At 47.4% G+C, this 21637-nt stretch carries 20 protein-coding genes and 1 pseudogene; 16 read left to right on the forward strand and 5 right to left on the reverse strand.

From position 1 onward, the window contains the following. The first annotated feature begins 208 nt into the window (after positions 1-208). Genes hemA through AR333_RS13500 form a run of 4 tightly spaced genes read left to right on the forward strand, consistent with a single transcriptional unit; the run spans position 209 to position 4291 of the window. Positions 209-1429, forward strand: coding sequence for a 5-aminolevulinate synthase (gene hemA / locus AR333_RS13485; protein ID WP_068775859.1), 1221 nt, complete (start codon positions 209-211; stop codon positions 1427-1429). A gap of 35 nt (positions 1430-1464) precedes the next feature. Next, a complete protein-coding gene (locus AR333_RS13490; RefSeq protein ID WP_068775860.1) occupies positions 1465-1965 on the forward strand; it encodes a GNAT family N-acetyltransferase in 501 nt (166 codons plus the stop codon). Positions 1966-1987: 22 nt separating this feature from the next. Then, positions 1988-3067 (forward strand): Gfo/Idh/MocA family protein, encoded by a 1080-nt coding sequence (locus AR333_RS13495; RefSeq protein ID WP_068775861.1) that lies wholly within the window; start codon positions 1988-1990, stop codon positions 3065-3067. A 45-nt stretch (positions 3068-3112) separates the two neighbouring features. Continuing rightward, positions 3113-4291, forward strand: coding sequence for an MFS transporter (locus AR333_RS13500; RefSeq protein ID WP_068775862.1), 1179 nt, complete (start codon positions 3113-3115; stop codon positions 4289-4291). Between the two features lie 204 nt (positions 4292-4495). Here the strand turns inward: AR333_RS13500 and AR333_RS25000 are convergent, their stop codons facing one another. Then, a complete protein-coding gene (locus AR333_RS25000; protein ID WP_166542108.1) occupies positions 4496-4672 on the reverse strand; it encodes a hypothetical protein in 177 nt (58 codons plus the stop codon). Positions 4673-5196: 524 nt separating this feature from the next. Here AR333_RS25000 and AR333_RS13510 point away from each other — a divergent pair. The 10 genes from AR333_RS13510 (at position 5197) to AR333_RS13555 (ending at position 15840) form a co-directional block, all read left to right on the forward strand. Further along, positions 5197-6615, forward strand: coding sequence for an RtcB family protein (locus AR333_RS13510; protein ID WP_068775864.1), 1419 nt, complete (start codon positions 5197-5199; stop codon positions 6613-6615). 2 nt (positions 6616-6617) lie between these two features. Next, positions 6618-7175 carry an RNA 2'-phosphotransferase gene (locus tag AR333_RS13515; protein WP_068775865.1) on the forward strand — a complete coding sequence of 186 codons (558 nt, stop codon included), beginning with the start codon at positions 6618-6620 and terminating at the stop codon, positions 7173-7175. 236 nt (positions 7176-7411) lie between these two features. Continuing rightward, complete coding sequence (locus tag AR333_RS13520; protein ID WP_253735834.1) at positions 7412-8221, forward strand: squalene/phytoene synthase family protein; 810 nt, start codon at positions 7412-7414, stop codon at positions 8219-8221. A gap of 175 nt (positions 8222-8396) precedes the next feature. Next, on the forward strand, positions 8397-8681 hold the full coding sequence (locus AR333_RS13525; protein WP_068775866.1) for a hypothetical protein: 285 nt from the start codon (positions 8397-8399) through the stop codon (positions 8679-8681). 505 nt (positions 8682-9186) lie between these two features. Next, a complete protein-coding gene (locus AR333_RS13530; RefSeq protein ID WP_253735835.1) occupies positions 9187-10281 on the forward strand; it encodes an alcohol dehydrogenase catalytic domain-containing protein in 1095 nt (364 codons plus the stop codon). 328 nt (positions 10282-10609) lie between these two features. Continuing rightward, entirely contained in the window at positions 10610-11662 is a 1053-nt protein-coding gene (locus tag AR333_RS13535; protein ID WP_068775867.1) for an ABC transporter ATP-binding protein, read from the forward strand. Further along, positions 11655-12533, forward strand: a complete 879-nt coding sequence (locus AR333_RS13540; RefSeq protein WP_068775868.1) for a carbohydrate ABC transporter permease — start codon at positions 11655-11657, stop codon at positions 12531-12533. The genes AR333_RS13535 and AR333_RS13540 overlap by 8 nt, the downstream gene beginning before the upstream one ends. Before the next feature lie 125 nt (positions 12534-12658). Continuing rightward, positions 12659-13399: a carbohydrate ABC transporter permease gene (locus AR333_RS13545; protein WP_253735857.1), complete on the forward strand. Its 741-nt coding sequence runs from the start codon at positions 12659-12661 to the stop codon at positions 13397-13399. Between the two features lie 45 nt (positions 13400-13444). After that, a complete protein-coding gene (locus AR333_RS13550) occupies positions 13445-14743 on the forward strand; it encodes an ABC transporter substrate-binding protein (RefSeq protein ID WP_068775870.1) in 1299 nt (432 codons plus the stop codon). 20 nt (positions 14744-14763) lie between these two features. Next, entirely contained in the window at positions 14764-15840 is a 1077-nt protein-coding gene (locus AR333_RS13555; protein WP_068775871.1) for a hypothetical protein, read from the forward strand. 111 nt (positions 15841-15951) lie between these two features. On the opposite strand, the gene AR333_RS13560 is transcribed toward AR333_RS13555, so the two are convergent. The 3 genes and pseudogenes from AR333_RS13560 to AR333_RS24280 form a co-directional block, all read right to left on the reverse strand. Next, a complete protein-coding gene (locus tag AR333_RS13560) occupies positions 15952-16317 on the reverse strand; it encodes a VOC family protein (RefSeq protein WP_068775872.1) in 366 nt (121 codons plus the stop codon). 135 nt (positions 16318-16452) lie between these two features. Beyond that, positions 16453-17160 carry a stalk domain-containing protein gene (locus tag AR333_RS13565; protein ID WP_068775873.1) on the reverse strand — a complete coding sequence of 236 codons (708 nt, stop codon included), beginning with the start codon at positions 17158-17160 and terminating at the stop codon, positions 16453-16455. Between the two features lie 273 nt (positions 17161-17433). Continuing rightward, a pseudogene (locus AR333_RS24280) lies at positions 17434-17574 on the reverse strand (STAS/SEC14 domain-containing protein); the annotation flags it as partial. Between the two features lie 157 nt (positions 17575-17731). Between AR333_RS24280 and rlmN the strand changes: the two are divergent. Together rlmN and AR333_RS13575 are read left to right on the forward strand one after the other, a co-directional pair. Further along, entirely contained in the window at positions 17732-18829 is a 1098-nt protein-coding gene (gene rlmN, locus AR333_RS13570) for a 23S rRNA (adenine(2503)-C(2))-methyltransferase RlmN (RefSeq protein ID WP_068775874.1), read from the forward strand. 242 nt (positions 18830-19071) lie between these two features. After that, a complete protein-coding gene (locus AR333_RS13575) occupies positions 19072-19938 on the forward strand; it encodes a stalk domain-containing protein (RefSeq protein ID WP_068775875.1) in 867 nt (288 codons plus the stop codon). 158 nt (positions 19939-20096) lie between these two features. Here AR333_RS13575 and hflX read toward each other — a convergent pair whose 3' ends face one another. Next, positions 20097-21362, reverse strand: coding sequence for a GTPase HflX (gene hflX / locus AR333_RS13580; RefSeq protein WP_068775876.1), 1266 nt, complete (start codon positions 21360-21362; stop codon positions 20097-20099). Positions 21363-21637 lie beyond the last annotated feature (275 nt).

Genomic DNA, 21637 nt, shown 5'->3' on the forward strand with positions numbered 1-21637 from the left:
ATAGCGGCTTTTTCTTATTGTTATCGCATATCCGTGTCCAAATCTAGTAGTTATATGTGCATAAGGAGTGAAACTGATACCGTTTCCATAGAATAGATGGATTAGTTAAGAGCTATTGTACTATTGCAGCCCATAAACCAGTTATCCTATAATAATACTTGGATATATATTCTAGTTATCCGTAAAAATGGATTCGGGAGGGATGTACATGTACACGCAAATTGCTGAGAGAAAAGTCAATCAATTGAAAGCGAGTGGTCAATACCGGGAATTCGTCACGATTAACCGGCTCAACCACAATTATCCGATGGCGCTGGTAAACAAAAAAGCTGAACACCCGGTTGTCGTATGGTGCAGCAATGATTATCTAGGCATGTCACAACATCCCGTCGTACTCGAGGCCATGCACAAAGCGATCGAGTTATACGGCGCAGGCTCTGGCGGATCGCGGAATATCGGAGGCTCTCACCACTATTATGAGGAGCTGGAAGCCTCACTCGCAGAATGGCACGGAAAGGAATCGGCCTTGGTTTTTCCGACCGGATACGGCTCCAATGACGCGACGCTGCAGTGCTTAACAAGGATTTTTCCGGACAGCATCGTATTCTCGGATGAATTGAATCATGCTTCCATTATTAACGGCATTGTGAGCTCAAAAACGGAGAAGGCTGTTTTTAAACATAATGATGTAGCTCATCTGGAACAATTATTAGCTGCGCAGCAGCCGGAACGGCCCAAAATTATTGTCTTCGAATCGGTCTATTCCATGGACGGAGATATTGCACCTATCCGGGAAATAGCGGCGCTTGCTAAGAAGTACAATGCACTTACTTTTCTTGATGAAGTGCACGCAATCGGCATGTACGGTCCCCGGGGTGCCGGAATAGCTGCCGAACTCGGGGTGGCCGGCGAAATTGACTTTATTCAAGGCACGATGGCCAAGGGAATCGGCGTGATCGGCGGTTATATCACAGCCTCAGCGCCGCTCATAGATTCCGTCCGCTCGTTTGCTTCCGGATTTATTTTTACGACCTCTCTGCCGCCGGCTATTGTAGCTGCTTGCAGTGTCAGTGTTGCTCATCTGAAGCAGTCTGATTCGGAACGCAGCGCTCTTCATGCCAAGACGGCTCTGCTGAGAGCAGCATTAGCGGAAGCAGGCATCCCGGTTATGAAATCGAGTGAGACGCATATTCTGCCCGTCCTGGTAGGGGAAGCCGAGAAATGCAAAAGCGCGGCCCGGCGTCTGCTCGATAAGCATGGCATTTACCTGCAGCCGATTAATTCTCCGACGGTGCCGGTCGGCACGGAACGTTTCCGTGTAAATGTGACACCTAACCATACAGAAGCCCATATCCAAAGTCTCGTGGAAGGTTTATCAGAAGTATTCGAGTATTATGACATCCGGCATCTTGTCCTCCAGCCATCCTAAAAAGTCCGTGTGAGTTATAGGAGTGATCACCAATTATGCAGTCATCGTTAACTATTGTAATCAGAAGAGCGCAATGGAGTGATATCCCGAGACTCATTGAACTCAGAAAATTGCTGTTAAGTCAAGGGAATGGGCACTACGTATCGCAATCGGTCGAGGATGAAGAGGCATGGCAGAGCAGTTACCGGCAATGGCTTATGACTCATTTGCATGGGAATCCAAACATCCTCATTGCCGTTGCGGGAGAGAAGGATTCCTCGGATTCAGCGGCTTGCGCGATAGGAATTATTGATGAAAGGGCTCCTATGAAAGGATGTCTGAATGGACGTGTCGGCTGGATTCAGACGGTTGTCGTGGACCCCGGTCAGCGCCGTAAAGGATACGCGGAAAGTATCATGCAGTACATTTTGAATTGGTTCCACGAGGAGGAAGTGGGGAAAGTGGTGCTGCAAACAACCGAAATAGCCAAAAGCTTGTATACAAAGCTAGGATTTGCAGAATCGGGCGAAGATCTATTAATCAAATCCATTTCGTAACGGAAAGGGGGAGTCGACATTCGTGAATGTCCTGATCGTTGGTTTAGGTTATGCCGGAACCCGGTTCCTGCAAGCATTCCAGCATCTCAATAAAAAAAATGCTTATTCGCATCCGCTTGAGCTTGCCTATGTGAACAGAAGTCCCGGAAGGGCAGCCATAAAGTCATTCCGTACGGTTGAAGCTGCACTGGCGGAATTCAAACCGGCCATCGTTGTGGTGAGTGTTAGTGACGGCAACCACATTGAGGTGTTAAACAGCCTGGACGGTTACGAAGGCTTCGTCATTTGTGAGAAGCCTCTGACTAAGCCGAGCGATGATCTTGAGCAGCTCCAGACACGCCTTAAACGGACGAACAGGTTCTGCCTGGATCTGGTGGAGCGGTACTCGGATGCAACCATTGCCCTGAAGAGTTATGTGAACAAGAACAATCTCCGGTTAATACGGGCCAACTTCTACTGGGGCAAAGACCGGATCCACGACTACAGACCGACAACCGGAGTAATCAGTGAAATTATTCATCCGCTTGATCTGGTGCAGTGGATTGCTGATCCGGGTTCGGCACTGAAATTAGAACAAGTGCAGGGCGTGCGTTCGGACTTCTCTATATCGGGTCCGGATGTGCTCGATAGTGCGGCTATTATCGGCTCCTTGAATGGTGCAGCCGTTACCGGCTACAGCAGCTTCGTTAATATTATCAGGAAGCGGGAGGTGGATTTCGTCTTTGCTTCACCAGACAACAAGCTGGTCTATGCCACTGCCATCTATGACACACCCGTCTGGGATAAGGATCAGCTCAAAGTTTGGCAGAAAACCAGCTCCGGGGAGCAAGTGATATTGGATCTGACGACGGAGGTGGATGAAACGGAGGAGGAACTCAGTACGATCCGTAAACTGGTAAGACTTGTAGAGGATGTAACCGTGTATGCAGCCAGCGGCATCGAGCCTTCCCAGCCGTTTGCCGATCTGGAAACTTCAATCAGGCTTCAGAAACTTTTGAATGAAGTCGATCGTTACGCGAAGACAATCGGTCCCGTGCAGTATGTAGTCGGCTCTGAACGGGAGAGTTATTACGACGAGAATAATTTGGAGCGTCTTGGGTGAATAGGATGAAACTAGTAAGGTGATTTACAAGAAGAGGGGGTCGCTATGCAGAAAATATATCTTCTTACCTTAGGCATGTTTGCTCTAGGATTTGATGCTTATGTCGTAGCCGGTCTGCTGCCTGATATCTCTTCTGTCTTCCGAATCAGCGATTCGGAGGCGGGTCAGGCGGTCAGTGTATTCACCCTGTTCTACGCGCTGGCGGCACCGGTATTCGCGACGCTGCTGGCAGGCAAACCGGTGCGCCGGATTCTGGTGTGGGCGCTTATAATTTTCTCCGTGGCGAATGCGGCCACTGCACTGGCGACAAGCTTCTCTCTGCTGCTCGTATCCCGGGCTGTGGCGGGGATCGGCGCGGGCTTGTTTTCCCCGCTTGCTGCGGCTGCGGCTTCATCCCTTGTTTCCGCGGAGAATAGAGGACGCGCTCTGGGCACCATCCTGGGCGGGATGAGCATGGGGACCGTCATCGGAGTACCGGTCGGCCTGCTTATCGCTCAGCAAATAGGCTGGCGCGGGACTTTGTGGACCGTAACGCTGCTGGGCGTGATCGCGCTGATCGGCATAGTTCTGAGATTCCCCAGCTTCCCTGCATCAGCGCCTCCATCCGTACGTCAGCGTCTGGCTATGCTGACGAGCGGAAGAGTGTCGGCTACGGTGGGGATCACATTTGTTACCAGCGTAGCCAGCCTTGGCCTGTACACGTATGCAGCTTCGATTCTATTTGATCTGGCGGAGATCAAGAATATTACGCCCTACTTGTGGGCGTGGGGGATTGGAGGTGTCGCGGGCAGCTTCTCCATCGGCACGCTGATAGACCGGACGGGCAAACCCGCCCTGCTCATGGCCGGCATACTAGCCATAATGACAGCCGCCATGTTCACTATACCGCTGGGCTTGCAGTACTCTCTGCTGGCTTTCCTGCCCTTCGTGCTGTGGGGGGCAATGGGCTGGGCTTCACAGGCACCGCAGCAGCACGTCCTGCTGCAACAGCAGCCCAAACACGGCGCAGCGGCAGTAGCGCTCAACAGCTCCGCCAACTATCTGGGGAGCGCTGTAGGTTCTGCGCTGGGCGGGTTCGTTCTGCTGGCGGGATTGGCGCCTTCACAACTACCTGTTGCGGCAGGCTGCTTAGGACTTGCCGCTTTGGCGGCGCAGATCGTTGTGATCATCACGCAGAAGAAAAGCGCCTCAATCCAAACGGGCGAGAACAAACTGGAAACTTAATGGCATTTAAATGGCAAAACCCCAGCCAATTGCGGCTGGGGTTTCTTGGTGGGTAAGTTCTAATCCGATTCTTTGTAACGAAAGATTCTCCGTACCAACTTATTCACAAGCCCTATTCACAAGCTGTACCAGGAGCTTGCTGCCCACTACATCTGTGAAAGCTTGGTATCACCTGAATTTTAAGTTTATTTCCTTCTCTGCGAATTATTGGATCAACCGGTAATCGTCGATTTTCTCCTCATTCTCCCAAATCTCTACGAACAAGGCATCGCAATTCTCAAAGTCAGCTGGCGTGAGGGACAGTGCTTTGGCCTCATCCGTCCCTACATAGACGTTCTCCATTGTTTCTCCGTCAAAAGAAAGAACCACATATATTTTCATTGTACGGCCTCCTGAATCTTTCCGAAATTATAAGCGTATGTACTAAAGCAAGTATAACAAAAACGCGGGGGATACATCAAAAACAAGGTGACCGCCGACATGTCGTACTTATCGAATTCTAATGATCGCCGGTTGATTTCATTCGTTTTCACGTCTTTCATTCTTCTCCGAACCGATGGCTCCATTCGAACAATATTCAGAGGATTTTCTAACATTTTGGAGGATAGACACTTTTATTATAATGATTTTGTACGCACAGTTATGGTTGACAAATCTTAGCAGCAGCCCGTATGATACTTTTAAATCAATGGAAAGGAGGCCGAAATTCATGTTCTTTATTCCGCGTAATTCTATAACCGTACAGAAGAAAGTCCATTTCATCGGCCTCAACGGGGCCATGTGAGAATAATATCGGAGTTCGCCGGGAGACGGCTCTCCGTTAATTCAGGCACAGACAGCCATGGACAACAGGTCCATGGCTTTTTTGTATTTATTTTTGGGAAAAAGAGAGGAAAGATCCGTCTATGAAAGTAAATTATTACCGTCAGGTGAAGGTTCCGGCGGGAACCGTGCATGTCTATGCAGCACCTTCCTTGTACGAATCGTTAGATTATAAAGTATTCGAAATGGCCAATAACAATTTGCAAATTCCAAACGGCGTATACATGAGTTATACACCGGATGTTCATGTGGGAATCGGGACCTGCATTGGAACGACAGCCGTATGGAACACACACGACGGTTATGTTTCGCCTTCAATTGTGGGGAGCGATATCGGATGCGGCATGAGGGTACATTTAACTAATCTTCATAAGGATGAACTGAAAGAAGTTAAACTGCGTAGAAAGCTGATTAAAGCCATCGAGTCTTATCTGCCTGTCGAAGCGCATGCAAGAGGGCATTTCTCGGATATACGGCTGGAGCATGTGGTCCAAAAAGGTCTGCATGGCCTGCCGAAAAAATATATTCCGGACAGCTATACACCGCGGAAAGCGACTTCTCTCACACATGTGGAATCCAGTAAGTTTCGTTTCGATGAGAATGCCTTAAACCGGTTTCCGGACAATGTGTGGCACCGTTCACACCGTCAGCTCGGTACATTGGGTGGAGGAAATCACTTTGTGGAGATACAGTCCGTAGAAATTGCGTCGGAGAACCGGGAGATCGCCGAAGCGTGGGGATTGTTCGATGGACAAATCATCGTGATGATTCATTCCGGCTCGCGTGCCTGGGGAGGATCGGTAAATCAATATTGCAGTAGTGACATGGTTAAAATGATGCGGGCGGAAGGTCTGGGAACAGCCGATCCGCGGCTGTTATTCGCGCCGCTGTCTCATCCCCTTGGCCGGGACTATGTGGATCTAATGTATTCCGCTCTCAATTATGCGGTCGTAAACCGCCATCTTATCGCTTATGCAGTCCGCGAAGGCTGTAAAGATATCTTCGGCTCCAAATTCGAGATGAAGACTCTCTATGACCTGATGCATAACTACGCATGGGAGGAAGAAGCGGAGGGGAATTCTTACTTCGTTCACCGTAAAGGAGCAACAAGGGCTCTGCCGGCAGGCCACCCGGATAATCCGGCACCTTATCGCTTAACAGGACATCCGGCCCTCATTCCGGGTTCGATGGGGACCTCCTCTTATATTATGGTAGGATCTTCGTCCGGCAAATCGAACTTTCATTCCATCTGTCACGGAGCAGGCCGGATCCGCTCCCGCAGTGCAACGAAGAGACTGATCTCTGTAGATGAATTTGCGTCAGTTATGCGCGTCGGCACAAAGGATGAGATTGTGGTTAACCAGAAATCATTAGAATCCATCCTGGACGAGTCTCCGCAGGCTTATAAAGATGTGGATCAAATAATCGAGAGTGTCGTAGGTGCGGAACTTGCTCAGGTGGTAGCTAAATGCACGCCGATGGCGACGATCAAGGGAGCTTAAACATGGTACAGGCAAAAGAAGAGATAAGTCTAAGCAGGATAATGACCCGAATTTTAAGACATACACCCGAGCAGTTCGGTATTTATCTAACCGAAGATGGTTTCTGCACACTGGATGAATTGCTGCAAGGGCTCCGCTCCCAGAAAAGATGGGGGAATATCGTCATAGAGGATATTTATTCGGTAGTGCGAAATTCTGACAAGCAGCGGTTCGAAATAAAGGGAGAGAGGATCCGGGCAAGATACGGGCACAGTCATGACAAAATCAGCTATACACCGGGCAACCCTCCACCCAAGCTCTACCATGGAACCAATACCAAAGCGGTTGTGAGTATTCTGAAAAACGGTATTTCTTCCATGCAGCGGCAGTATGTCCATCTATCGGAGACGCTTCATTTTGCTGAACTGGCGGGAAGCAGGCGGGGGGAGCTGGTTATTATAGAAGTGGATACGATCCAGGCTGTCCAGCAGGGGAGTGCCTTTTATTACGCCGGTAATGAAGTATGGCTCGCGGATCATGTTCCGGCAGATTGTTGTATCGAAAAGAGGACAGGGAATTAACCTGTTCTTTTTTTGTAAGGAACATTAGCGAAAAATGAATAGTTTTATTGGAAAAATCACAAACTTCTAAAAAAATATACGTAAAGGGCTAACAATCTATCGGAAAAGTTGTAATTGTTCCACGAAATATGGTTAACTATTTAAGTAGGTCTTTAATCCAAGGCCTTCTTTGTCTGGATGCGGCAAGCAAGCAGCATTCAAGACCATAAACTTCTTTGGGGAGATCCAATAAATAGATGAATAAACTACTAAAAGATGCCATGAAAATGCTCCTTCTCACGAGCCGGACTTTCTATATCCCTATTGCCCGTCTGTCCCCGGGTCTAAAAGAAGCCGTGGCTTCCGCTTACTTGTGTATGAGGGCTATTGATGAGATTGAAGATCATCCCGATCTTCCGGTCGCAGTTAAGGTAGAACTTCTGGAAGGAATCAGCAGAATTCTGGAAGAGTCCGGAGGGGCAGACGACTATACTGCGCTTTTCTCGCCTTATAAAGAAGCGCTTCCGCCGGTTTCTTTACGGATTCATGACTGGATCGTGCTATGTCCTAAACTGGCAGCGGGATTCGTCACGAAGAGTACAGCCAAAATGTCCAGACAGATGTCGGAATGGGTGGAAAAAGGCTGGGATATTAAAACGGAAGAAGATTTGGATTATTATACCTATTGTGTGGCTGGTGCCGTAGGCGAACTGCTGTCCGATCTCTGGAAATGGTACGATGGCACAGAGAGTGATCCGGCCAAAGCCGTCGCATTCGGACGCGGGCTCCAGGCGGTGAATATCCTGCGGAACCGGAAGGAAGATATGGTTAGAGGTGTGGATTTCTTCCCGGACCAGTGGAGTCAGGAAACGATGATCCAGTACACCAAGCGGAACCTCATGCTAGCCGATGCTTATATAAATGAGCTCAAGCCGGGCCCGGCACGCAACTTCTGCCGGATTCCTTTTGAGTTGGCGCGCGGTACGCTCAAAGCAATCACTTCCGGCGTAGGCAAATTGAACCGGAAACAGGTTACGGAAATTGTGGACGGGTTGGGAACTACGTAACTTGCCGGCTCCTCACGTCCGAGGCCAAGAGGAACTTGCCCAGTAAACCTTCTGTCAGCGGAGGGTTTATTGGGCTTTTTCCGTATCGAGAGGTTTTTGTTATACTTAATCTGCGTAATCAGAACCGACCAGAGAAAATTCAGCCTTGCACATGCAGGAGTCCGGAGGGAACAACATGACATGGATCGCCAGCCAGGCTTATTATAAAATACAGCGGAAAGTCGACGGAATTGAGCAAAAAACTATCGTCCATGACCGGAACATGTATTTATATAGAGATAGGATAGTAACCCGGTACCGCGAATTTGCAATCGAAGAAGTGTTCGACATGTCCTACCGTCCCATGGGCCGCGAGATGGGTATCTTCTATCTGCATACGAAGCAGGGCGTTTACCCTTATACAGTCAAAGAAGATCCCGCCTTATTTATAGAGGCCTTTAAACAATTTCAGTTTGAATAAAGTGTACAGTCGTTAATACGGGTGGCGAAGAATAGCGATTACTATGATTAGAACTCTTTGGCAGTTAAATTCTATTACATGTTTATCAATATACACGCAGAAATAAACAAAAAGATTTATTCCTCTACCACATTGTAAAGGGAAGACCCGGGAATAAACATATATTCCAAATAGAGTTTCCGTATGACCTTCTGAATATGGAGTTTTCTGACACCTGAAATCAGCTGATTTCAGGTGTTTTTGCGCTCTTTTAGATCCTTTTATGAGAAAAATAAAAAAATGGGGATTGACAGTGAGGTTTTTAACAGGTTAATCTAATAATGCAATAACAAGCATAAATGAACATTTAACGAACATTGAACAACCCCGAAATGCTCGTATAAGAATTTGAATGTGTACATACGAGCAATCCATCGGCGTCACTCCGGTGAACCCTTCACTGCGTTCATGCGAGGGCTAGTGAACTTCATATAGTTGTATCAAATTAACGGAGGTGCAATGAGAATTGGGCGTTGCAACAACAGGTACCGTGCATTCACGCACTTTACGTCTGACTGAACCGCATGTAGTTGAAGAGATGTTGGTGGAGAGAGAGATTCCCGCAGGTTTCGTAGTCGTCAACCCGACGATTGCCAGCATCTGTCATGCAGATCTCCGCTATTACGGCGGCATGAGAAAACCCGAAATTCTCGCCAGGAAATTGCCCATGGCTCTGCTTCATGAAGGGATAGGCACTGTTGTCCAAAGCAATGGGACTGAGCTCGCTCCAGGCCAGCGAGTCGTAATCGTCCCCAACCTTCCGGGGCATCTGCTTCATGATTTGGAGCCGGATCAATGCTGTCCGGCATGCCGCGGCGAAATTCCGGATAACTATTGTACACGCGGCCTATTCCTAGGGAGCGGAACGGACGGTATCGCCCAGAGCCGTTTAGTCCTGCCAGCACCTTGCGTCATACCGATTCCGGATTCCGTCCCGGATGAAATCGCCGTATTGGCTGAATTGTGCAGTGTCTCTTACCGGGCACTCAGAGGAATAAGTCCAGTGCTCGAACATGCGCGTGTTGCCGTGTTTGGCGACGGACCTGTCGGGTATTTAACCGCAGCTATGCTGCACCATGCTTTCGGCTTAGAACGCGACCGGTTGACGGTGTTCGGAGCTGTTAGAGAGAAGCTGGATGAATTCACTTTCGCGGCAACCGAGATGGTTCAGCATTATAATTTTGACTCGGCTGATGGTGTAGACATCGTAGTGGAATGTACAGGCGGTCGTTTCAGCGAGAGCGCGATTAATCAAGGAATTGATCTTTTGAAAGCGGGAGGGCATCTGATCGCGATGGGCGTCAGTGAAGACCTGGTACCCATTAATACGCGGGATATTCTGGAAAAGGGGCTTACGATTCACGGCAGCAGCCGCAGTTCAATCGGTGATTTTGCGGAAGTGATGAAAGTTATGGAGAGTAAGGAGTGTCAGCGTACACTCAGGCAGCTGCTTCCCGATCAGTATACGGTTGTGAGCAAGGCAGACGACTTCGCTGGCGCTATGGAGTCTGCCCTGGCTCACCGGGACTGGAAAAAAACCATCCTCGACTTTCACTGGTGACACAGTGCAAGTCGTAGCATGAATTGTATCATATAACGACGTTTAAGTTAAGAACGAGCAATTAAACGGACTGCACCCGGCAGTCCTTCTCTTTCATTTTATAATGAAAGCGCAATCATTCAAATAAGTTTAAAAATATTGCGATTACTTTAGCTTTACTTATTCTTAAAATGAGCGTAATACTCACAAAACAATTGCTGACTAAACTTGTAATTGAGCATAAATGAACATTTACGAGTGTAAATGAATTACTTTTTCAACAGAGTTCATTCATGCTCAACGTGACCAGAGTATAGAAGTCATTGCAGATGAGAAGGAGGAAATACTCTTGGCATCCATTGAATTTCAGCAAGTTACTCAAGCCTTCGATAAGAATGTCATTATCAAAGACTTGAATCTCACAATCGAAGACGGCAAGTTTACCGTCCTCGTAGGACCGTCGGGCTGCGGCAAAACAACTCTTCTGCGGATGATTGCCGGCCTGGATCCTCAAACAGCCGGTTCCGTTCTGATCAACGGAAAAGATGTCACGCGAATTGCCCCGGGGCAAAGAGGCGTTGCCATGGTCTTTCAGAACTATGCCATTTATCCGACGATGTCGGTGAGGGAGAACATTGAATTCGGACTCAAGAATAACAAAGTACCCAAAGAAGAGCGGACACGTCTGGTTGAGAGCATAAGCGAAACGGTGGGGCTGCGGCCGTACCTTGACCGTAAACCGTCTACGCTGTCGGGAGGCCAGCGCCAGCGAGTGGCCTTGGCGCGTGCCATGGTTAAGAAACCGTCGGTCTTTCTGATGGATGAACCTCTTTCCAATCTGGATGCCAAACTTAGGGTACAGATGCGGATCGAGCTGATTGAAATGCACAAGAAACTAGGGACTACATTCGTCTATGTTACTCACGACCAAGTGGAGGCCATGTCAATGGCGGATACGATCGTCCTGATGAATCAGGGCAAAATCCAGCAAGAAGCGGCTCCAGAAACGATCTACCATCATCCGAGCAATTTGTTCGCCGCCCAGTTCATTGGTGTACCGCCAATGAATATCGGCGAATTGGGAATAGATGGCGTTAAATTCGGTTTTCGCCCCGAAGGTGCGATCTTGTCCAAGGAACAGGGAGAAGCCCACTACTCGGTTCAGGGCGTAATCGCCACAAGAGAGATGCTGGGTTCGGAGACCATTTACCAAGTCAAATCCGGTGATCATTCTTTTATGATCAAATGCACGGAAGACAGGTTCTCGGTTGACGATATCGTCTTCCTGGATATCGGAGCGGAGAAGCTCTTTTTCTTCGGAGAGGATGAGCAGGTAATCAACCGGGATGACCGGCGGTTTGCGGATTATCTGAATGTGCTTAGAGGGCAGAGGCATGGATAAAAAAAGAATATGGGAAGCCGTCCGTCCGTATCTTATGATTCTGCCGGCCATGGCAGGTATTCTTCTGTTCGTCATTTACCCGGTGTTCTATTTGATCAAATTAAGCTTTTATAAGTATAACCTCATGAACAAAGATAAAAGTAAATTCATTGGAATGGATAACTATACCCAGATTTTTTCCAGAGATGATTTCTACACCGCCTTATGGAACACCGTGATCTATACAATCGGAGTCGTGGGCTTAACGATGATCCTATCGCTTCTGATTGCCGTCTGGCTCAATAAAAAAACACGATTTAACGCAATCGTCCAGGCTGGGATTTTTACACCTCATATTATTTCCATCGTATCGGTTGCGCTTGTGTGGATGTGGCTGATGGAGCCTAGTCACGGTCTCCTGAATTATGTCCTGAAAGCGGTCGGACTGCCGGGCTCCCCCTGGCTGCAAAGTTCCGGCACGGCCATGATCTCCGTTATTCTGGTCTCGGTCTGGCAAAATATCGGGTACTATACGCTGATTATTGTAGCGGCACTGCAAAGTGTTCCGCCTACGATCTACGAAGCGGCTGCACTGGATAATGCCAGTAAATTCAAAGTATTTACGAAAATTACGCTGCCGCTTATTTCGCCCCAGCTGTTTTTCATTCTGATTATTATGACTATCGGGTCCTTTAAAGTATTTGATACCGTCAAAATTATGACAGGCGGGGGACCGAGCGGCGCTACGACCACACTTGTCTATTATATTTACGAATTCAGATCGAACAGCATCGGGTACGCGTCCGCCACTGGCGTGATTCTGATGGCGATTATTGCAGTCTTGACCTTCGTGTACTTCCGCTTATTGTCCAAAAAAGTTCATTACCAGTAGCGCCTTAGATTCATCCAGAAGGAGGTGTTCCATCCGTGACATTTGATTTAAAAGTCTTTCGGCACGTCCTGAGCTTTCTATTGAAAGCTGTTGTTCTTCTGTTATTCGTAATCCCGTTTCTGTGGATGATTTCAACGTCCCTGCAAACGTTCGAGGAGACAATGGCGTTCCCGCCGACTTGGATTCCGTCAGTTCCGCAGTGGATTAATTTTGTTGATGCCATGAAGGCAGGGCCTTTTCTGACATATGCTAAAAACTCGGTCATCATCACGTTCTCCATCATTTGCGTACAAATGATGGTGATGATCCCGGCGGCGTATGCATTCGCCAAATATAAGTTCTTCGGTAAAGAAATTTTGTTCGGCATGGTGCTCCTTGCTTTCATGATTCCCGGCCAGGTAACCTTCATTCCCGTTTATCTCATGCTGGCCGATCTGGGTCTCATCAAGTCACTGTGGCCTCAGATTATTCCGTTCATGTCCAACGCCTTCGGCATCTTCCTGCTCCGGCAGTATTTTATGCAAATCCCGCAAGAAATCATTGAATCCGCGCGGCTGGATAATGCGAGTGAATTCAAGATTATACGGAAAATCATGATTCCGATGTCCTTGCCCGCTCTGGCGACGATTGCGTTATTCAGTTTTGTTAGCCACTGGAACGATTATTTCTGGCCGCTGGTTATGACAGATTCTGCAGCGGTCCGTCCGCTTACGATGGGAATCGCCATGCTGCGCGAGACGGAGGGGATCAGCAATTGGCATATTATTATGGCCGGCAACGTGGTGCTGGTTGTCCCGATTCTCCTAGTATATCTCATGGCCTCGAAGCAAATTGTCAAAGCTTTTGTATACTCCGGAATTAAATAAAGCAACTGCCGGAAAACACTTTTCATTCAAATGGAGGGATTTACGATGAGAAAAAAATGGTCCGCACTCATACTGACAGCTGCAATGGTGTCGGGTGTACTCGCAGGCTGCTCCGGCCAGGAGAATCCAGGCGAAGTTCAGGGCAGCGAGAAAGCGCCGACTAATGCGGCAGGGAAGACGACCGTGCAATTCTGGCATTCCTTAGGCGGTAAGAACGGCGATTACATGAGCGGCATGATCAAACGATTCAATGAATCTCAAGATAAAATTGAGGTTGTGGGTACTTTCCAGGGATCTTATGACGAAACGGTCACGAAACTGCAGCAGTCTGTCGCCGCCAAGACCGGACCGGATATCACTATGCTGGAGCGGGCCTACATTCAGATGTTCTCGGAATCCGATGTCCTCGAAGACCTGACTCCCTATATGAAAAAGTCCGGACTAAGTAAGGATGATTTTACGGCAGGCTTAATGGGGCATTCTACTTTTGATAACAAGCTCGTCTCGCTTCCGTTAAATCGTTCCACTCCCATTCTTCATGTAAACAAAACGATGCTGGATGAGAAAGGGCTTGCCATTCCCAAAACATGGGATGATCTGAAGAAGGTAGCCAATGCTCTAGTCATCAAGGAAAATGGCGAGTTCAAGCGTTACGGCTACAGCATGCCTTATGATACGTGGTACCCGATTGCGATGATTTCTCAGGCCAAGGGCAAATTTTTCAACGACGAGGCGACTTCAATCGGATTTAATAACGGGGAAGGCGTCAAAGCGTTTCAATTCCTGAAGGAACAGCAGGCAACGGGAGCACTGTACTATCCACCTGCTCAAGATTCCGGTAATATCGTGAATCAGATGTTTACGAGCGGTAAAATCGGGTTGATGTATCAATCAACGGGTGTGATCGGCAGTCTGAAAGACAGTGCCAAATTCGATTACGTGACCGCTTATCTGCCGATGGATCAGGTGTACGCTAACCCGACGGGTGGCGCCAATATTTCTATGATGGCCGACTCGAAAAGCAAAGAGGCTGCATGGGAATTCATTAACTGGACAATGACCGATCCAAACGGCGGTTTGCAGTTTATTCTGGATACGGGCTATCTGCCATTTACTAAGAAAATGGCTGAATCACAGCAAATGAAAGATCTCTGGGCCAAGGAGCCTAACCGTAAAGTAGCCTATGATCAATTGCAGTATGCGGTTGACACTAACAAGCACGTGGCATGGACTCAGGTCATGCAGGAGTTTTTCAAAGCGATCCAGGCCATCATGTACGATAACAAGAACATTGAAGCTACCCTAGATACCTTCAAGAAAGAGACCGAACGTATTCTGAAATAATATAAATGTGGAGGTGCGGGATGAACAAATTAAACGGAATAGCAAAACGAGTGATCCGCCCGTTGTTTAGCAGAAAGAACTTGGCAAGAACGGTGGCGGGAATAGCCGTCTTGAGTCTGCTGCCGATTCTGCCAGTTCAAGTAACGGCTGTTAAATCGCCCCTGTCATCCAAAATGTTCGTGCTTTCGGAGCCTGCAACCGAACTCATCCGGGAAAAAGCGCTGCATAACGGAACTGTGATGCAATCCTTCGCCTTCGATAATGTAAATCAGCGCATTTATGTGGTTCAGCTTATGGCGGGAGGCCAGCAGCTTCCCGGAGAATCCTCGCCGGTAAGCGGGGCGGAGCGGGATCTCAGAGGTGATCTAACCTTAACTCAGCTGGATATGGCCGGTAACGAGCTCGGACACATGTTCCTGAAAGGATTCGGTCACGGAGTTCAGATCGGTGTGGAGTCCGTGGGCAGTAATGCCTACCTGTGGACGGAAACCGATTCCGTTACTGAGGGCAAGAGCGGTTGGGGGAGCCGGATTGCGAGATTCCCGTTCGAAAGCGGGAAAGTTCTGACACCGGACACGGCGGGTATACAGAAGCATGAACTGATAGAAGGAGCCGACCGTACAACGGTTAATCTTGATTCGGCCAACGGTCTTCTCACGATGCGATACCGCAAAGAGGGCGTATTCCGGTTCGCCGTCTATGACCTGGAGGCGGTAAAGCGCAATGAATATGCGGCAATTGCGGATGTTCCACAGCCGAGTGTCGGGACATTCCAGGGATTTGCCTCCTATGGCGGTTACTTGTACTTGCTGGAAGGCACTTCCTACGGCTCCGCAGGTTCTGTCGCTCCGACCGGGAATACGTACCTGACGTCTGTTGATTTGCAGACGGGCAGAGTTGTAGACAAGCAGTTGATTACAGCCGGATCGGACCTGTCGTTCCGGGAACCGGAAGGTCTGGCTATCCGGATTCCTGATCCGAGTCACTCGCAGAAGGCTCAACTGGGTATCGGCTTCGCATCGAATTTTACTCCAACGAGGCTGGCGAATATTTACGTATTGGACCGTTTGCTGCCTGCTCAAGCGATTGTCAAATGAGCATATGCGTGTGAATACGAGGAAGAGGCTGCCCCAAAAGTCAATGACTAAGGGACAGCCTCTTCCTCGTATTTGATGACAATAAAGGGTTCTTACATATTATGATGATTATTATGTGGAACCCGTTTGTTCATGAGCAAGAATGTTGATGAGCTTACCGAACGGGTCACGGACATAGAATCGTCTAACGCCCCAAGGCTCATCAACAGGCCCATATTCTATTGGAAAGCCAGCTCTCTTCATGCCTTCTAATGCAGCATCGACATCATCGACTTCAATCGACAAGTCGGGCGCAGGCGTATCTGAACCTCCCTGTGAAGCGAAACTAATTTGAATGGTCATCTCCTCGTTTAAACCATAAGTGGTAATCCAACCATAATCCATCATTAAATCAAGGCCGAGCACATCTTGATAGAAGCATTTAGCTTCCGTGATCTCCTTCGTGTTTATATTGGCCACGATTCGTTTGACCTTCATTATAAACCTCCCAGACATAAGCAGATCGTCCTTCAATATAGACTACATTCGATATATAACCGTTCTTTCTTCTTTGATATTAACAAATCCTAGTTAAACAATTCGAACGATCTTATGAGAAATTCAGTAGGTTCGTTACTGGCTTACCGGGCCATCAGAAATCGTTCCGTCCGGATGCATTGCAAAGAGGTAGACTTTCTGATTAACGGGATTCACATAAGATATCGTATAAAGCAGTAATTGTTTGTCTTTCCATGATATAAATAAAGAAGCTCCAACATTCCGATTAACTAAACCTTCTTCATCTACAATGTGATCCGGCAGAGTAGAATGATATCCGTCCTTTTTGAAAAAATCATATTTCCAGAAAGCGTCGGCTCCATTCTCCGAGTCACCTTGATCGTCTGCGATCTTTAATTCTTCTTGTACGAATGCCCGTACTTCATCTTGTGTGATTCCGATATGCAGCTTTTCTTTCAGTGCGTTGATCTGGGTAAGAATCTGTTGATCCCTCTCGGCTTCTGCACTGCCTGGTACGGGAGATTGATTTTTACCGGATGAAGTGATCGCAATAGTCTTGGTCTCCTCATTCCAGCGTACTTGTCCGTCCAATGCTTTCACGACTGCCTCGGTAGGCAAATAAGAGTGGCCGTCTATGATGACAGGAGAGAGTTCATTGCCTTCTCTATCCAAGGGAGTCCAACCCAGACTGTTAACCGTTATCTTGATCGAATGATTGATGTAAGCCTGTATGCTTTCCACACTTCCAGCGGCATAGCAAGTAGCTCCGAATGCTAAGCTGCAGCTCCCTATAACGATCAGTTGTTTCCATTTCAATTTCATTCACCTTCCTGACGATTAATGTTAAACCTGGCAATTGACAAAATGGTATTAGGCAGTTGTATTAATAGATGGAATAAATATACAATAACACAAATGGTTGGATAGCTGAAACAGGTTATGGGCAAGGTATACAATTTCAATGGGGATAATTGGAAAATAAAAGTTCTATCCTGGAAAATTGTTGTTAGAGCCGAGAACGAATTCCTGCTGAAAAGCAGCATTTGCAGGCATACAAAAACCATTTGATTGAGAGCAACTGGTTCAATAAAGGTTTTATATTGGATATTCATTCAACCAAATTAAAGCTTCTTCATCGTTATCAAAAAAATTTATAGATTTTTTTGTATTGGATTGTTGTAAATCATTCATAATCTCCCCTTCTTCAAGGAGAAATGCAATTGCCCTAGAATCATCTCCCTTAGTTGCAATTATGCGTAAAAAGTCATATGAAATAAACGGCTCCACTTGTTTTAATAAAAATTTTCTGGGACAATAATAGACAGATCGTTAGCTGTTCGGCTGCATAATGTAGAAGGGACAGAATTATTAGGTTGGAAAAGAGGATTACGCAATGAATAGAGAGTCCATATATGGATTGACTTTTGATGAACTGGCAGCATGGCTTTTAGAATATGGGCACAAAAAATTCCGGGCCACTCAGGTTTGGGAATGGCTTTACCGTAAACGGGTAACAAGTTTTTCGGATATGACGGATGTGAATCCGGACTGCATTCAATTATTGGCGGATCATTATGTCATCCAAACGCTGGAGGAGCATGTTAAACAGGCATCGGCGGACGGAACGGTTAAGTTCTTGTTTAAGCTGCAGGATGGCAATCTGATCGAAACGGTCTTGATGAGACATAAATTCGGGCTGTCTGTCTGTGTGACGACTCAAGTCGGCTGCAACATCGGATGCAGTTTCTGTGCAAGCGGACTGCTGAGTAAAAGCCGGGATCTGTCCAGCGGCGAGATCGTAGAGCAGATTATGAACGTGCAGCTTCATCTGGATCAGGCAGGCAAGGCTGAACGTGTCAGTCACATAGTCGTGATGGGAATCGGCGAGCCGTTCGATAATTTCGAGAATCTGTCCAAATTCATTACGGTGGTCAAAGACCATAAGGGTCTTGCAATCGGTCCAAGACATATCACGGTATCTACAAGCGGTCTTGTACCTAAGATCATGGAGTTCGCCGATAGTGATATGCAGACCAACCTGGCTATTTCTTTGCATGCGCCGAACAATGAACTCCGGACGCGGATTATGAAGATTAACCGGGCTTATCCGATTGAGAAGCTGATGCAGGCCATCGACTATTATTTGGACAAGACCAACCGGAGAATCACGTTAGAATATATCCTTCTGAAAGACGTAAATGACCAGAGGGAGCATGCACTGGAGCTGGCCGAACTGATTGGCGACCGCCGCCAGCTTGCCAACGTGAACTTGATTCCGTACAATCCGGTAGACGAGCATAGCCAATATCAGCGAAGCACACAGGAATCCATTGATGCGTTCTACGACACGCTCAAGAAACAGGGCGTAAGCTGCAGCGTTCGGCTGGAGCATGGAACCGACATTGATGCAGCCTGCGGACAGCTGCGAAGCAAACAGATTAAGAAATCAGCCAAGGACGAGACGGCTGTGGATCGTGTTGCCAGCCAATAGGACTGCACATTGTCGTAGTGCCTTCGAGGCATAGAGCCACAGAGCACAGAGCATAGAGCCGTAAAGCCACAGAGCGTATCCATTAAACGGGTACGCTTTTTTCTTATTCTATTTTATAAGGAATTTACAAAGACAATAATTATCATTACTAAGAATAAAAATTATTTAACTTTTATAATATAATCTAATATGATATCTTTATATAAGGTATATAAAGAATATATTAGGAAGGAAGTCACACGATGTATATCAGTAAAAAGGCATTTGTTTCATCCATTGTGGCATCAAGTTTATTGTTCGGATCAATGGGGGTATTCGCTGCCGGCGGGATTGAAAAGATTCAGGCTTATTTAAACCACGATATTAAGTTCCAAGTAAACGGAAAGTCATGGGTACCTAAGGACAGCGACGGCGTCAAGCTTGCTCCGGTCGTGTATGAAGGATCTTCCTACTTGCCTGCGCGTGCAGTAGCGGAAGCGCTTGGGGCGGAAGTGAAATGGGATGATGATACCCAAACGATTTATATCAAATCAGGTTCCGGTTCTTCCACTGATGGAATTCCTTACAAAGATGGCGCTGGAAACAGCAGCGGCAGTAGTACTACGACTCCATCCAATCCAGGCGGCAGCGGATCCGTAAGCGTGCCGGCTAGCGGCGGAGCTGATAGACTGCCGGGCGATTTCGATCCGGACAAATCCGCTTCAGACCTGCAGACACAAGCTGTTGCACTGATCAAGCTCTATGGGGAAGCTTTGAAGACCAGCGATATGAGCAAGTTTAATGCGTATGTAGACGGGAATGTGGCGGATAAAAACGGTAATAAATATATGCCGGGCCGCGAGTATTCCAAAAAACTTTTTAAAGACAATGTAGCCAAAGTACAAAAGGCGAACGATGCCACGACTATTGCTAATTATGGCACTGCTTTAACATCCGTTTCTTCCAGTGATGTTAAAATTCCTTTTAAACCTTCTAAATTAGAAGTTGCAAATTTCTCGTATAAATTCAGCCCGAAAGATTGGGATTCTTTTAGTGCGACTACTGTTAATTTTGAATACACCAAGACAGATAGTGGAGATTATGTACTAAGAAGTGTCTCTGTACGTTAATGCCAGAGAAATGTTAGAGAATTACATAAACCTGTTGTTGTCATTGTAGATGACAGGCTCAGCAAAGACCCCCGGTTCACCTTAGGCGATCGCGGAGGTCTTTTTGCTATTGCCCGGGATATGCTTACTTATTAGGCTAAATGAAGCCTATCCTGTTTTTATAGTCGTGTGAGATTGTCACGGCAGGCCTCTAATACCGATGCCTTGCATTCGAGTTCTAATTTGGTTCCATTCTCCTCATAGCTGACTGACTTCACATACGCATGTTCATTGAAATAGGCCACAAGGCGGCTTTGGTCGTAAGGAACCAGAACTTCACACTGGATATAATTCTGAAAAAGATGGCTCCGGATCTGCTGAGTCAGCTCATTGATTCCAGCCGGTTGCGTGGCAGATAAGTACACATCATCGCCTTCCACCGCAGGGTATTCGATATCCGTCAGATCGGCTTTATTATAAGCATAAATCGTACGGACATGATCGGCTCCCAGCTCCTTCAGCGTTTCATTCGTAACCGCAATATGCTGATCGTACTCGGGATTAGAGACGTCCACGACATGAATTAACAAATCGGCTTCTGTCACTTCCTCAAGCGTCGAACGGAACGCTTTCACCAAATGATGGGGGAGCTGGCTTACAAAGCCTACCGTATCGGTTAACAGGAAGGATTTGCGGTCGGGCAGGCTAATATTCCGGACAGACGTTTCCAAAGTGGCAAACAACATATCTTTGGCCAATACTTGCTTGTGCGTCTGAGGATTATAGGTGTCTATCATTGCATTCATCAAACTGGATTTGCCCGCATTCGTGTATCCGACTAGACAAACGACAGGCACTTCGTTCTTGTGGCGCTGTTTGCGCTGGGTCTGACGTCTGGCGACGAGTTTCTCCAGTTCGGTCTGAAGGATCGAGATTCGTTCCTCGATTTTACGTCGGTCAAGCTCAAGCTTGGTTTCTCCGGAGCCTCTGTTCTTGAATCCGGCTCCGCCGCCTTGTCTTCCCAAAGATTCCCGGAGGCCGACCAGACGCGGGAGCATATATTGCAGTTGGGCCACTTCTACTTGAAGCTGGGCTTCTCTGGTTTGAGCTCTTTCCGCAAAAATATCCAGGATTAGAATGGTGCGGTCTATGACTTTACACTCTAAAGATGATTCCAGGTTGCGTATTTGTGAAGGAGTCAGCTCATCGTTGCATATGACCACATTGGCCTCTTTTTCTTCGATAAGGGCTCTTAATTCATCAATTTTACCGGTTCCGATATAATGCGAGGGCACAATACGGCTAGCCTTCTGGCTAAGTTCTCCAACGACCTGGACTTGACAGGCCGCTGCCAAATTGCGAAGCTCCTCCATCGAGTATTGGAAGTCGGAGCGGTTTAAAAGATTTACTCCTACGGTTATTGCATGTTGTTTGATGGGTTCCATCTAGTTATCATCCTCTCATTGGGTTAAACATAACAAAAAACACAGACCACGCGTCTGTGTTGGAAGAGAAGAGGACTTCAGTGTGAAGCGGGAAGGAGTTAGTCCTTACCTGCCAGATAGTGTCTGTTCATACAAGAAAGCAGCGACGACAAACAAGGGAAGAGTGGGACTCTCCTTGATTGTTGTTTGTTAACTGGTATGAAAATGATGTTCCCGTTTTGAAGGTAAAGAATGGAACGGTAAAGTGTCACCGGTTCCTTAGCCGACAAGGGTTA

The sequence above is a fragment of the Paenibacillus sp. FJAT-26967 genome (assembly GCF_001541095.1).
GTDB lineage: Bacteria > Bacillota > Bacilli > Paenibacillales > NBRC-103111 > Paenibacillus_F.

What these genes read in the sequence shown, in the direction of transcription:
- hemA (WP_068775859.1), top strand. Translation starts at nt 209, where the DNA reads ATGTACACGCAAATTGCTGAGAGAAAAGTCAATCAATTGAAAGCGAGT.
- AR333_RS13490 (WP_068775860.1), top strand. Translation starts at nt 1,465, where the DNA reads ATGCAGTCATCGTTAACTATTGTAATCAGAAGAGCGCAATGGAGTGAT.
- AR333_RS13500 (WP_068775862.1), top strand. Translation starts at nt 3,113, where the DNA reads ATGCAGAAAATATATCTTCTTACCTTAGGCATGTTTGCTCTAGGATTT.
- AR333_RS25000 (WP_166542108.1), bottom strand. Translation starts at nt 4,672, where the DNA reads ATGAAAATATATGTGGTTCTTTCTTTTGACGGAGAAACAATGGAGAAC.
- AR333_RS13510 (WP_068775864.1), top strand. Translation starts at nt 5,197, where the DNA reads ATGAAAGTAAATTATTACCGTCAGGTGAAGGTTCCGGCGGGAACCGTG.
- AR333_RS13515 (WP_068775865.1), top strand. Translation starts at nt 6,618, where the DNA reads ATGGTACAGGCAAAAGAAGAGATAAGTCTAAGCAGGATAATGACCCGA.
- AR333_RS13520 (WP_253735834.1), top strand. Translation starts at nt 7,412, where the DNA reads ATGAATAAACTACTAAAAGATGCCATGAAAATGCTCCTTCTCACGAGC.
- AR333_RS13525 (WP_068775866.1), top strand. Translation starts at nt 8,397, where the DNA reads ATGACATGGATCGCCAGCCAGGCTTATTATAAAATACAGCGGAAAGTC.
- AR333_RS13540 (WP_068775868.1), top strand. Translation starts at nt 11,655, where the DNA reads ATGGATAAAAAAAGAATATGGGAAGCCGTCCGTCCGTATCTTATGATT.
- AR333_RS13545 (WP_253735857.1), top strand. Translation starts at nt 12,659, where the DNA reads ATGATTTCAACGTCCCTGCAAACGTTCGAGGAGACAATGGCGTTCCCG.
- AR333_RS13550 (WP_068775870.1), top strand. Translation starts at nt 13,445, where the DNA reads ATGAGAAAAAAATGGTCCGCACTCATACTGACAGCTGCAATGGTGTCG.
- AR333_RS13555 (WP_068775871.1), top strand. Translation starts at nt 14,764, where the DNA reads ATGAACAAATTAAACGGAATAGCAAAACGAGTGATCCGCCCGTTGTTT.
- AR333_RS13560 (WP_068775872.1), bottom strand. Translation starts at nt 16,317, where the DNA reads ATGAAGGTCAAACGAATCGTGGCCAATATAAACACGAAGGAGATCACG.
- AR333_RS13565 (WP_068775873.1), bottom strand. Translation starts at nt 17,160, where the DNA reads ATGAAATTGAAATGGAAACAACTGATCGTTATAGGGAGCTGCAGCTTA.
- rlmN (WP_068775874.1), top strand. Translation starts at nt 17,732, where the DNA reads ATGAATAGAGAGTCCATATATGGATTGACTTTTGATGAACTGGCAGCA.
- AR333_RS13575 (WP_068775875.1), top strand. Translation starts at nt 19,072, where the DNA reads ATGTATATCAGTAAAAAGGCATTTGTTTCATCCATTGTGGCATCAAGT.
- hflX (WP_068775876.1), bottom strand. Translation starts at nt 21,362, where the DNA reads ATGGAACCCATCAAACAACATGCAATAACCGTAGGAGTAAATCTTTTA.